At 60.7% G+C, this 13,196-nt stretch carries 7 protein-coding genes and 1 pseudogene; 6 read left to right on the top strand and 2 right to left on the bottom strand.

The window, feature by feature from the left end:
- Positions 1 to 327 precede the first annotated feature (327 nt).
- From FHT92_RS25030 to FHT92_RS29880, 5 genes are all read left to right on the top strand, one after another.
- Positions 328 to 3,540, top strand: a complete 3,213-nt coding sequence (locus FHT92_RS25030) for an alpha-1,4-glucan--maltose-1-phosphate maltosyltransferase (RefSeq protein WP_183830353.1) — start codon at positions 328 to 330, stop codon at positions 3,538 to 3,540.
- A 1-nt stretch (position 3,541) separates the two neighbouring features.
- On the top strand, positions 3,542 to 6,835 hold the full coding sequence (treS, locus tag FHT92_RS25025) for a maltose alpha-D-glucosyltransferase (RefSeq protein WP_183830350.1): 3,294 nt from the start codon (positions 3,542 to 3,544) through the stop codon (positions 6,833 to 6,835).
- Positions 6,832 to 9,045, top strand: coding sequence for a 1,4-alpha-glucan branching protein GlgB (glgB, locus tag FHT92_RS25020; protein WP_183830346.1), 2,214 nt, complete (start codon positions 6,832 to 6,834; stop codon positions 9,043 to 9,045). Before treS ends, glgB begins: the two co-directional genes overlap by 4 nt.
- A 278-nt stretch (positions 9,046 to 9,323) precedes the next feature.
- Positions 9,324 to 10,055, top strand: coding sequence for a Crp/Fnr family transcriptional regulator (locus FHT92_RS25015; protein WP_183830342.1), 732 nt, complete (start codon positions 9,324 to 9,326; stop codon positions 10,053 to 10,055).
- 77 nt (positions 10,056 to 10,132) lie between these two features.
- Complete coding sequence (locus FHT92_RS29880; protein WP_409527172.1) at positions 10,133 to 10,321, top strand: DUF6894 family protein; 189 nt, start codon at positions 10,133 to 10,135, stop codon at positions 10,319 to 10,321.
- A 118-nt stretch (positions 10,322 to 10,439) separates the two neighbouring features.
- Here the strand turns inward: FHT92_RS29880 and FHT92_RS25010 are convergent, their stop codons facing one another.
- The gene (locus FHT92_RS25010; protein WP_183830340.1) at positions 10,440 to 11,972 is read right to left on the bottom strand and encodes a sensor histidine kinase; all 1,533 of its coding nucleotides are present in this window, start codon (positions 11,970 to 11,972) and stop codon (positions 10,440 to 10,442) included.
- A gap of 281 nt (positions 11,973 to 12,253) precedes the next feature.
- Between FHT92_RS25010 and FHT92_RS29790 the strand changes: the two are divergent.
- A pseudogene (locus FHT92_RS29790) lies at positions 12,254 to 12,470 on the top strand (trehalose synthase); the annotation flags it as partial.
- 143 nt (positions 12,471 to 12,613) lie between these two features.
- On the opposite strand, the gene FHT92_RS25005 reads toward FHT92_RS29790, so the two are convergent.
- Entirely contained in the window at positions 12,614 to 12,949 is a 336-nt protein-coding gene (locus tag FHT92_RS25005) for a hypothetical protein (protein WP_183830337.1), read from the bottom strand.
- Positions 12,950 to 13,196 lie beyond the last annotated feature (247 nt).

Raw genomic sequence — 13,196 nt, 5'->3', positions numbered from 1 at the left:
TGGGTAGAGTAAGAACCGTCTCGGCGGCTCATACGACGTCAAAAGCTCAACGCGCGTTGGTTCTGCAGGATGAGTGCTGTCGCCGGGTCCCTCGACACAGGCTGTCATCGAGACCCAGGCTGGATGGTAGTCGACGAGCGGTCGCAAGCGTGCCCCGAGGAGTTGGTCGCCTCCGTTATCGGTCTGAAGGGCGGCGACCCGACAAGCTGATCCATCCCGCCGCGTGCATCATCTGTCGCCTTGAATGGGAACAAGTAAAGCGCCTGCAGGTTCACCTCGGCGATCTTCAAAGACTGTTCATGCGACTGGGCGGAGACAGACCGAGTGATGACAACAGCAATCTCTTCGACCGCTTTCCCTCCACCTCTGCGGATCTACTATGTCAACCCGCTTCTGCTGTCGGGCAGAGACCGCTGGCTTGAGGTTTTCGACCACGCAGCCCTTCTTGGCTTCGATACCGTGCTGTCGGCCTCGCCGTTTCAAAGGACAGATGAAAGCCTGTTCTTTCCGCACGACTACGGCAGCCTCGATGCGGCCCTCGGCCTTGCTGGGGATGCCGAGGAGGCGCTTGCGATGCTGGCCGGCGAGGCCGAAGGTCGCGGTATCAAATTGATGCTGGACCTCACGATCAGCCCAGGAACCGAGGTCCACAATACCCTGCGGTCTCTTGACCCGCGGCGATCGCCGCTCATGCCATTCCGTCACCCGGTCTCGTCTACCTCGCCCGGGCTGATCGAGGCGTGGAAGAGGAGACTTTCCCGCTTTGCTGCTGCCGGAATTGCTGGCTACCGACTTGTCGGCCTGGATAATCTGGAGATCGCCGAATGGCAGCAACTGATCGCCGCTGCCCGGGCCGCCAACCCCTCAACGGGTTTTCTTGCCTATACGCCCGGCACCGCCTTTGCCCTGCGAAACAGCCTGCGCGATTGCGGGCTCGACGCCACATTTACCTCGCTCGCCTGGTGGGACCTGCGGGAAAGCTGGATGCTCGAAGAGTATCGCCTTCAGCAGTCTCTCGGACCGCAGATAGCCTTTCCGGAGCCGCCCTTCGGCAAGCGGCTTGCGCATGGTACGGAGAGCAGAGAGATCCGCGAGCGGCGGTCGCGCCGCGCCCTGCGCCTGGCGGTGGCGATCGGCGACGGTCTTCTCGTGCCGATGGGTTTCGAATTTGGAGCGGTGCTGCCGCTCGACCCGACGCATGGGCATGGCGAGGGCCTGCGTCGGCTCAGAGCCGACGGCACCTTCGATCTGACTGACGAACTGCGCGATCTGATAGCATCCAGCCGTAACGGGGCGAAGCAACTCGTCAATTGCGAGATCGCGAGCCATGTGACCGTCATGACGCAAGCCGACTCGGCCGACATCAGGAGCGCTCGTTCGGTACAGCTGGTTGCAGTCAATCGAGATCTTCGTCGTTCCGCCGTCCTTCCGGAGACCATTCTCAATCGAGCTGTCGCACCCTTCGTGCCCGTTGATGCAGCGACGCCCGACCTGCGCCTAAAGCCTGGCGAGGCCCGTTTGATTCCAACCCAGGCGCGTGCCGCCATTACCGCCGAGCACGGAGACCTGCCGCTCGACAAGGCGACAACCTCGCCGCGCATCGCTATCGAAAAAGTCGCCCCGGCAGTCGACGACGGTCGCTTCCCGGTCAAGCGCATTGTCGGCGAGACGGTCGTCGTCGAGGCCGATATCTTCGCCGACGGGCACGATCTTTTGTCGGCAGCGCTCCTCTTCCGCCCACGCGGACAAGACGGGTGGCGCGAAGCGCGTATGGGCCTTTTCGAAAACGATCGGTGGAGGGGCAGTTTCGTTCTCGATCGTGTCGGTCGGTTCCAATTCTGCGTCGAGGCTTGGAAGAACCCGTTTGCGATCTTCCGCTACGAGCTCGTCAAGAAACATGAAGCCCGCCTCGACCTCAGACTGGAAATCATCGAAGGGGAAGAGTTGATACGCAGGACGGCGGCGGATCCCGCCCCGGCGATGGCGGCCGAGGAGCGCAGCGAGCTTGAAGCGCTCCTCGGCGAACTCGAGCGTCGAGAGGGCGTCGCAAAGCTCGATTTACTCCTGGGACCGCGCACCGCCGAGCTCATGGCACGCGCCGACAGGCGCCCCTTTTCCTGCCGCACAGCAGTCTATGGCGTTGAATCGGAGCGGCGCGAGGCCGGATTTGCCAGCTGGTACCAGATCTTCCCGCGATCGCAGAGCGGCGATCCGAACCGTCACGGCACGTTCGAGGACGTAATACCCCGTCTGCCGGCCATTCGCGATATGGGTTTCGACGTTCTCTACTTTCCGCCGATCCACCCGATCGGCCGCACCAACCGGAAGGGCCGCAACAATTCTCTCGTCGCCACACCCAACGATCCGGGCAGCCCCTACGCCATCGGCTCGGAAGCCGGTGGCCATGAGGCAATTCACCCCGAGCTCGGTGAATTCGACGATTTCGAACGTCTGGTCGATGAGGCGAGAAAGGTTGGGCTGGAGATCGCCCTCGATCTCGCTATCCAGGCCTCGCCCGATCATCCGTGGCTGCGCGAACATCCCGGCTGGTTTGACTGGCGCCCGGACGGCACCATCCGTTACGCCGAAAACCCTCCGAAGAAATACGAGGATATCGTCAACGTCGATTTCTATGCCAAGGATGCGATTCCGGACCTGTGGGTGGAACTGCGCGATATCGTCGAGATGTGGGTCGACGAAGGCGTCAGGCTTTTTCGCGTCGACAATCCGCACACAAAGCCTTTTCCGTTCTGGGAATGGCTGATCGGCGACATTCGCGCGCGCCACCCCGACGTCATTTTTCTGTCAGAGGCTTTCACGCGCCCGAAGGTCATGTACCGGCTGGCCAAGATCGGCTTCTCGCAATCCTATACCTATTTCACTTGGCGCAACGAAAGGTGGGAGCTCGAGCAATATATGAGCGAGCTTACCGCAAGCGAGGTGCGGGAATTCTTCCGGCCGCATTTCTTCGTCAATACTCACGACATAAATCCAGACTTCCTGCAGAACGCGCCGCGGCCTGCCTATCTGATCCGCGCCGCGCTTGCCGCCACGTTGTCGGGCCTTTGGGGCGTCTACAACGGGTTCGAGCTTTGCGAAGGACGCCCCGACGCAAAGCGTAAGGAATATGCCGACAGCGAAAAATACGAGATCCGCGCCTGGGATTACGACCGCCCCGGCAACATCAAGGCGGAAATCGCCATGCTCAACCGCATCCGCAGGGACAACCCTGCACTCCATTCGCATCTCGGTCTGACGCTTTTGCCCTCATCGAACAGCAACGTCATGTTCTTCGAGAAAGCAGATGCCGAGCGTCATAATGTGCTCCTGATCGCCGTCACTCTCAACCCGCACGCAATCGAGGAGAGCAGCGTCGAGTTTCCGCTCTGGAAGTTCGGCCTCGGCGATATGAGCGCGCTGGCACTCGAGGACCTTGTCAGCGGCCAGAATTTCAAGCGCACCGGAAAGTGGCAAACGATCAGGCTGGACCCGGCCCATTTGCCCTTCGCTATATGGCGGGTCAGGGCAGGAGAAGCCTGAAATGGATGCAGCCTTCGTAGAAGACCGGAAACCGACAACCGACGATGCGCTCTGGTACAAGGACGCGATCATCTATCAACTGCACATCAAGTCCTTTTATGACGCCAACGGCGACGGCATCGGCGATTTCGAAGGCCTCTATCAGAAGCTCGACTATATCGCCTCGCTCGGCGTCAATGCCATCTGGCTTCTTCCCTTCTTTCCTTCGCCCCGCCGCGACGACGGCTACGACATTGCCGATTACCGCAATGTCAGCGCCGACTACGGGACGCTCGACGACTTCCGCCGGTTCGTCGCAGCCGCCCACGAGCGCCATATCAAGGTGATCATCGAACTGGTGATCAATCACACCTCCGACCAGCATCCCTGGTTCCAGCGCGCCCGCCAAGCGCCAGCCGGCAGTCCCGAGCGTGAGTTCTATGTGTGGTCGGACAATGACCACAAGTTTCCCGAGACCCGTATCATCTTTCTCGACACCGAAAAATCGAACTGGACGTTCGATCCCGTCGCCGGCGCCTATTACTGGCATCGCTTCTATTCCCACCAACCGGATCTCAACTTCGACAATCCGAAGGTGATGGAGGAGCTCATCGACATCATGCGCTTTTGGCTCGAAACCGGCATTGACGGTTTCCGGCTCGATGCCATTCCCTATCTGGTCGAGCGCGAGGGCACCAATAACGAGAACCTGCCCGAAACCCACGCGATCCTCAAACAGATCCGCGCGGCCCTCGATGCCACACATCCGGGCGTCATGCTCTTGGCCGAAGCCAATCAATGGCCGGAAGATACGCGGGAATATTTCGGTGACGGGGACGAGTGCCACATGGCCTTCCACTTCCCACTGATGCCGCGCATGTACATGGCGATCGCCAAGGAAGACCGCTTCCCGATTACCGACATCATGCGACAGACGCCGGATATTCCGGAAACCTGTCAATGGGCAATCTTCCTGAGGAACCATGACGAGCTGACGCTGGAAATGGTGACGGATGCCGAGCGCGACTATCTCTGGGAGACCTACGCGTCCGACAAGAGGGCCCGCATAAATCTCGGCATCCGTCGCCGGCTGGCGCCGCTCATGGAGCGCGACCGCCGGCGGATTGAGTTGATGAACGCGCTGTTGTTGTCGATGTCCGGTACGCCGGTCGTCTATTATGGCGACGAGATCGGCATGGGAGACAATATCTATCTCGGCGACCGGGATGGCGTGCGCACGCCGATGCAATGGTCGCCCGACCGCAACGGCGGCTTCTCACGGGCGGATCCGGCACGCCTCGTCTTGCCGCCTGTCGCAGATCCACTTTACGGCTTCGAGGCATTGAACGTCGAAGCGCAGGTGGCCGACGCCCATTCGCTCTTGAACTGGACGCGGCGTATGTTGGCGCTGCGGCGCCGTCACAGTGCCTTCGGGCGCGGGTCCTTGCGGTTCCTGACGCCGAGCAACCGCCGGATCCTCGCCTATCTGCGCGAGTATGGAGACGAGGTCATCCTGTGCGTTGCCAATCTCTCGCGCCTTCCTCAGGCGGTCGAACTCGATCTGTCGGCTTTCGAAGGCCGCATCCCGATAGAGCTCACCGGCATGTCGCCCTTTCCACCGATCGGGCAGCTCACCTATCTTTTGACGCTTCCGCCCTACGGGTTCTTCTGGTTCCAGCTCAACAGCGAGGCGGATGGCCCCGCCTGGCGCACGGCGCCGCCCGAGCAACTGGCCGACTTCGTCACCGTCGTCATCCGGCGCAACCTGAGCGAACTTGTCGAACAGCCCCAGCACGCGGCAATGCTAAGCCGCGACATCCTACCGGCCTACCTGTCCAAGCGGCGCTGGTTTGGCGCCAAGGATCAGGCGCTTCAGGAGGCTCGGCTCGTGTCTGCCACACCTATCCCGTTCGCCGATGGTGTTGTTCTGGGCGAGCTTGAGGCCGTGTTGCCCGATCACGTGGAGAGCTATCAGCTGCCGCTTGCTGCCGAATGGGACGACACACCACCCAACGTGCTCGGCCAACAGCTCTCGCTCGCTCGCATCCGGCAGGGCCGGCGTGTCGGCTTTCTGACGGATGGATTTGCGGTCGAGACAATGGCGCGCGGCATCCTGCGAGGCCTGTGCGACCGGTCCGTCGTCAGCGGACGCACGGGGCAGATCGAGTTCATTGGCACTGACACGCTCGACCGCCTGTCGCTGTCTGACGACATGCCGATCCACTGGCTATCGGCGGAGCAATCCAACAGCTCGCTCATTGTCGGGGACGCGGCGATGATCAAGCTGATCCGACATGTCTTCGTCGGCATTCATCCGGAAGTCGAGATGACCCGCTATTTGACGCAGCACGGCTACGAACATACCGCGCCGTGGCTAGGCGAAGTCGCTCGCACCGACCGCGAAGGTCGGCGCTCGACCCTGATCATCGTTCAGGGCGCCATCCGCAACCAGGGCGACGCTTGGAACTGGATGCTCGCCAACCTCAGACGTGTCGCCGACGAGATCGTCATGACGGAAGTCGCCGTCGAGATGGCTGACGAGCAATTGCGACCGCTTGTCAATTTCGTCGCAATGATCGGGGAGCGGCTCGGCGAACTGCATGTGCTCCTGTCCCGGCCGACCGATGACGAGGCCTTTTCGCCGCGCCGGGCCGACGAGAGCGACGTTGAAACCATCCGCAAATCCGTCTCCGGTGAAATTGCCTACGCCTTCTCCAAGCTCACCGACCTCGGTGCAGAGATCGACGAGGGAATGGGTGGCCCGGCCGGATCGCTCCTTCAGCGACGCGACACCATCGTCGAGCTTGCCGGAGCATTGGCGGACGGAGCAAAAGGAACGCTGCTCACACGCGCCCATGGCGATTTCCATCTCGGCCAGGTCCTGGTGACGGAGGGTGACGCCGTCATCATCGATTTCGAGGGGGAACCAGCTCGCAATCTTGCCGAACGCAGGGCAAAGACAAGTCCGCTGCGCGACGTGGCAGGGCTTTTGCGCTCGCTCGACTACCTGTCGGCGACCGCGAAACTCGAAAACGATGCGATCTCCGACCATCATGACGCGCGTCGGCGCGAGGTCATTTCCCGCTTTGGCGCCAAAGCTGAACAGGTCTTCTTGCAGGCCTATGTGCAGGCGCTCTCGGCCTCTGCGGATCTGCCGAATTCGGAAGCCGAGGTCAGACGCATCCTCGACGTCTTCCTTTTGGAAAAGGCAGCTTACGAAATCGCCTATGAAGCGCGCAATCGCCCCAAATGGCTACCGATTCCGCTGAATGGCTTTGCCAACATCTTGACCCGCCTCTCGGAGAGCCCCTCATGACGACAGACTTCGCCGACATCTTCTTCGGTGTTGGGCCGGATGCCATGCAAGCCCTCATCGAGGGGCGCCATGGCGATCCATTTTCAATCCTCGGCCCCCATCAACGCGGCGATGGTCGCTATAGTGTTCGCCTATTCTTGCCTGGGGCCACGGGCGTCGATCTAATCGCCGGCGACAGTGACAGGCTTCTCGCAACGGCGGATCTCGTCCATCCGGCGGGCCTGTTCGGCGCCGTGCTGCCGGAACTGGCCTCCTACCATTTGAAGGTATACTGGCCTGACGCCATCCAGGTGACCGATGATCCCTACAGGTTTGGCCCGTTGCTCGGCGACCTCGACCTGCACCTCGTTGCCGAAGGCACGCACTACAGTCTGACGCGTGCGCTTGGAGCCAATCCAATGACGATCGACGACGTTGTTGGCGTGCGCTTTGCGGTCTGGGCACCAAACGCACGGCGCGTGTCGGTCGTCGGCGACTTCAACAGCTGGGATGGCCGGCGCCATCCGATGCGGCTTCGGCCCCAGGCGGGTGTCTGGGAAATCTTCGTTCCGCAGATGAGCGTCGGCGAGCGCTACAAGTTCGAGATTCTCGATCGGTACGGCAATCTTCTGGCCCAGAAGGCCGATCCGGTCGCCAGGGCGGCGGAGCCGGCGCCCTCGACGGCATCGGTCGTGGCTTCCACCGATCCCTTCGCCTGGACCGATGCAGCCTGGTTGAACGCCCGCCGCAGCGCCGACAAGCAAGCAGAGGCGATCAGCATCTACGAGGTGCACCCCGGTTCGTGGCTGCGCGACATGAGCGAGGGGGCGCGCGTGCTTGACTGGGTCGAGCTATCACAGCGCCTCATACCCTATGTTCGTGACATGGGCTTCACTCATATCGAGTTGCTTCCGATCATGGAGCACCCCTTCGGCGGCTCATGGGGCTACCAGCCGCTCGGCCTGTTTGCGCCAACCGGCCGCTATGGCACACCAGAGGATTTTGCTTACTTTGTCGACCGCTGCCATGGCGCCGGGATCGGCGTCATCCTCGACTGGGTGCCGGCGCACTTCCCGACTGATGTCTGGGGTCTGGCGCGTTTCGACGGGACGGCGCTCTATGAGCACGAAGACCCCCGTGAGGGTTTTCACCAGGATTGGAATACACTGATCTACAATCTCGGTCGCAACGAGGTCAAAGGCTTTCTGATCGCCAGCGCCCTTGAGTGGCTCGAGCATTATCATATCGACGGATTGCGCGTCGATGCGGTGGCATCCATGCTTTACCGCGACTACAGCCGGGCGGCTGGCGAATGGATCCCGAACCGTCACGGCGGCCGTGAAAACCTCGAGGCCATTGAGTTCTTCAAGCATCTCAACAGCATCGTCCATGACCGGTTTCCCGATGCGTTGATGATCGCCGAGGAATCCACCGCTTTTCCGAACATTACCAGGTCACCGCAGGACGGGGGGCTCGGGTTCGACATGAAATGGAATATGGGATGGATGCACGACACGCTGAATTATATGTCTGAGGATCCGGTCTATCGCAAATATCACCACGGATCGATGACCTTCGGCATGATCTATGCTTACAGCGAGCGCTTCATTCTACCCTTCTCGCATGACGAGGTCGTGCACGGAAAGGGATCGATATTCGCCAAGATGCCCGGAGACGCCTGGCAGAAGATGGCCAATTTGCGAGCGCTTTTTGGTTTCATGTGGGGCCATCCCGGTAAGAAGCTCATCTTCATGGGGTCGGAGATCGGCCAGACGACGGAGTGGAACCACGACGGTTCAGTGGAATGGGATCTGCTTGATGATCAGGCTCATTCCGGCCTGCAGCGACTTGTGCGCGACCTCAACCGAATTTACCGCTATTTTGTCTGCTTGCAGTATGGCGACAGCGAGCCGTCGGGGTTTGAATGGGCAATCGCCGATGATGCGGAAAATTCCGTGCTCGCCATGCTGCGCTATGACCGCGAACGCCGATCGGTCGCTCTCGTCATTTCGAACTTCACGCCGATTCCGCGTCACGCTTACCGGGTGGGCGTTCCCGTGCCGGGCCACTGGCGGCAAATCCTCAACACCGATTCATCCGTCTACGGCGGCACCGGCACGAGCGGTGGAGATCGCAGCAGCGACAATGTCGCTGCCCATGGCCGCAGCCAGTCACTTCTCGTCGACCTTCCGCCGCTGTCGACGATGATTTTCGTGCATGAGGACGGTTAGTCGCCTCGAGGCCCTGCGGGTCGCTCTCGGACGCGCATGGCGCCAGGGTTTGGGGTTTTTTCTCCAGGTTTCGACCCCGACGATTGCCTTGGCATCGCCCGATCGCGCAAAGCGAGCGGCTTTCGGCCAAACGGCGTGCCCGCCCACACCCGATGCTGCCGCCAGCGCGCGAACGTGGTTGCTACGGAACCAGAAGCGCAGACGAAAGTTCACTCGATACTGGTGCAGAGCGAAGCTGCCGATTGCCGCTCGCGCTGGAGGCAAGTCGGGAGACACGGATGGCGCCGAGCCAGAGACAAATATCAAACCGCATGCTGACTGCGCTCGAACCGGCTGATTTTGCGATGCTTGCACCGTATCTCGCCCAGGTCGATCTTCCCGCTCAGTTCCAGATCGCAAAGCCGCGCGAAAAGCTCGACTACGTCTATTTTCCCGAAAGTGGGATCGGAGCGGTCATGACGGTCTCTTCCACAGGCGAGACCGCGGAGGCCGGCATGTTCGGCTGGGAAGGCTTTGTGCCGACCGCCACCATCATTGGCGACAATGTCGTTCCCTATGTCGTCGAAATGAACATCGCCGGTTCGGGCTATCGGGTGCCGATCGAGGCGATGCGGCAGGCCACGATGAAGAGCTCTACCTTCCAAGTGCCGCTCGTCAAATACATGCATATCTTTGCCACGCAGGTCGCCTTCACCGCGCTTGCCAATATTCGCTATCTGCTCGAACAGCGGCTCGCCCGTTGGATTCTGATGTGTCACGATCGCCTTCGCAGCGACGAGATGGCGATCACCCATGAATATATCGCGCTGATGCTCGGGGCCAGGCGCCCCGGTGTGACGGCGGCCCTGCATGTCCTGGAAGGGCATCGTTTGATCCGCTCCGTGCGCGGCTCCGTCATCATTCGCAATCGCGCCGGTCTCGAGGTGTTTGCGGCCGGATCCTATGGGATTCCCGAACAGGAATTCGAACGGCTTATCGGGAGCCGCTTGAGCAATCACAAACCGGCATGAGCGGCGCTGGCTTCCAATAGACAATCATCCAGTGAAGCATGCGGTATTTTTCACATACGTGACGGCGAGGATCTGATCTGGATAAGGAGGGAAGCGATTGCGCGCGCCTTGCTGTTGCCATCGAGGAGGCCAAGGCCGGTGCGCGCGACCCCATGGCGGAGAGGTTGAGGTCCGGCCGGGAACTCGACGGGCAGTGCTTCGAGATCGTCGATGACGCTGGAACCCTGGCAGCCGTCGTCCGGTTCAAGGACGCCTTGCCATCGTGATCGTAAGGCCGTCGCGCATCTGGTCCCGGAAGGAGCGAATGAGATTTCACATCCTCAACGATCTGGGAGGAGGCGCGCAGGCGTCTGGCGCCAAAGGGTAATTCAGGTCAGGCGTGGCCTAGCGCGTCAACGCCAACTGCGCCCTAAACAGGGTGCCATTCATGCGCTCGATCGTGAAGGTCCCGCTCATCTCGTTGACGAACGCCTTGATCAGCCGGCTGCCCATGCCCGCCTTTGCCGCGGCCGGATCGTATCCGATGCCGTCATCGGCAATTTCGAACAGCACGAGATCGCTCGACTGTCGCGAAAGCCGGACGCGGATTAGCCCCTGAGGCCGATCAGCGAAGGCGTATTTCATGCTGTTCGTCAGCAGTTCGTTGAGCAGAAGCGCAAAAGGCGTCGCCCTTTCAGCGTCGATCTCGATGTCGTCGAGTTCGAACCTCAAGTCGATAGGGCGATCGTTAAGCCTAACAAGCGTGCGCGCGAGGCTTGGAACGAGCTGGCGGGCATTGACGCTTTTGAACTGATCGAAGCCATACATCTGCTCGTGGACGGCGGACATGGCCTGAACCCGGTCGTTCAACTTCTGTACCGTTTCCGGCCTGAGGCCCTGCAGGCGCACAAGTGCCATAACGGTTTGCAAGTTGTTCTTCACGCGGTGGTGAATTTCACGCATGAGGGTCTGATTGGTATGCAGCGCTTCTGCCAGTTCGGCCGTGTGACGGGCGTCGGCCCGTGCCAGGCTCAGTATCTTCCATCCGGCAGCCAGGCTTGCGACGAGGGCAAGCGTGGTGATGAGCGCCACGATTGCGACATCCGTCCAGAAGGGTTTCAGGATCAGCGAAGTTTCGGCGGAGGCGATCGCCACGAATGGCGTGCGCTCGACAATGCGATAGGCGACCAGACGCTGCACCTGGTCGACTGGCGAGACCGAACTATAGGTTCCGGACGTGGCCTTGCGCATATAGTCGGTAAACAGCACGTAGTTGCCGAGATCGACCGTCTCCTTCGGTTCGGGATGGCGCGCGATCAGTTTGCCATCCCTTCGAAAAAAGCTGACGGTGGAACCTGGACCAAGCGGCGACGCGTCCCAGATCGAACGCAACAGTCCGGTATCGAAGGCTAGAACGGCGACCCCGACGAATTTGTGGTCGCGCTCGATGCGGGCTGCCGACAGGAAGACGCGTCTTCCGGTACTGGCCATCTCAGTCATTGCCGACGTGTAGGCTTCCGCTCCATTGGAGAGCCGCTGGAAGTATGTCCGATCGACAATGTCGGCCGGCGTGCCCTCCCGATCGGTTGAATAGATAAGCGAGCCGTCGGAGGCCAGCACATAGGCTGTCGCTGCACTTGGCAGCTCCTCCGTTGCCAGGTTCAGCCGTCTGAGGCGATCACCGTTGTCCGGACCAATTGCCGTACCAAAAGCATCGTCCATTCGAAAAAGGGTCTGACGCGCAAGAGAATTGATCCAGACAGCATTGGCCACCACGATCTTGGCGGTTGCAACAACTTGTTCCTCGCCGCTTTTAACCGCCGCCGAATAGCTCGAATGCAGCCAGACTGCCAGGACGACACAAAGGGCGGCAAATAAGCAGGCAACTGCGGTGATCGCGGCCCTGCCGACAATTGTGAAGCCGTTTGCCGGGCCCATCCAGTCCTCATGATCTGACGAAGCGGCACTGTCTGATGGTGAGCTATTGGATGTCAAGAATTCGTACGGTTGGAATCAATGTGAGGTGTCCAAGACGCGATGCAGCTTTCAGTAACGACAGATGAGCCATTTGGCGGCTCTCGTCCGGTGCGGCGAAGAACGGGAGGTGCCGGAACAATCGACGGCATACGCCATTGGGGCCTCGAACAAGAAGGGGTGCGACGATTGACGATCTCCGGTATAAGAATGCCGCCATCAACTGCCTCTCAGTCGAAGCCTTCATGGATGCGTAGAGTGACGGGATCGGCGATTTCACCGGGCCTGCGCGCCGTCTCGATTTGCTGGTCTCGGCATCACGGCGATCTGGCTCATGCCGTTCAAAACGCCGGGCAAGCAAGGACGATGCTGCGGCGTCTCGGTAATATAAAGTCGGCCCTGCTACGGGGATGCTCGGTGACGTCGTCGGGTTTCACGCATGGCGCAAGACAGCGCCGCATCCTACGCCGCACGGCAATCCGAGGCGGTCTGATGTCTCCATCGCGGCGGCGCAGGACGGTGGTTATAAAGCGTAAAACGCCGGTAGCGGTCTTTTACTCCCCGCCCTGATGGATCAAGGCATGATCGTCGGCATGTTGAACCACCTAGATTTCCGGGCAGCCTCTGACATTGGCAAAGCGTATGCGCTCAGACCTGCCGCTGCGTGTGAATCCTTCGACGATGATGCTGCGGCGCGTCTCGCCGATGATGTGCGGTCGGCGAAGACCGGCATCACGCGCATTGTCTAAGGCATCACGCGGGTCACACCGGCGCCGCGGGCCGTAATCGTCATCCGGATCTGCATACCGGTCGCGATCGGGATTTCGCATTTCGACCCCGCCGGGCCCCAATCGCAGCTCGACCTGGGCGTGAGCGACAGATGGCAAGGCGGCAGCGCCAGTGACCAACGTCAACAGGAATGCTTTGAGCACAGTGTTCATACTTTTCCTCCACTAAGACTGAGATCCGAACCTCTGGACCGTCGTTTGGTTCCCTGCCAGCACCACGGGTTCGTCATGGCCTTTGAGAAACGACGAGATCCGTCCCGATCATCGGTGTTCTATTGAGGCGCCAACGTGTTTAGACGGCCGTCAGGTATCCGAAGCGCTGGATTGCGAACCGGTTAGCCTGGGACTATCGCAGCGTCGCAACAGGCTGCGCTGGTGACGCGCAACCTGGCGCGCGCCT

It is taken from the genome of Rhizobium sp. BK377 (assembly GCF_014193935.1).
Taxonomy (GTDB): Bacteria; Pseudomonadota; Alphaproteobacteria; order Rhizobiales; family Rhizobiaceae; genus Rhizobium.
This window is presented reverse-complemented; position numbering and strand designations above follow the sequence as displayed.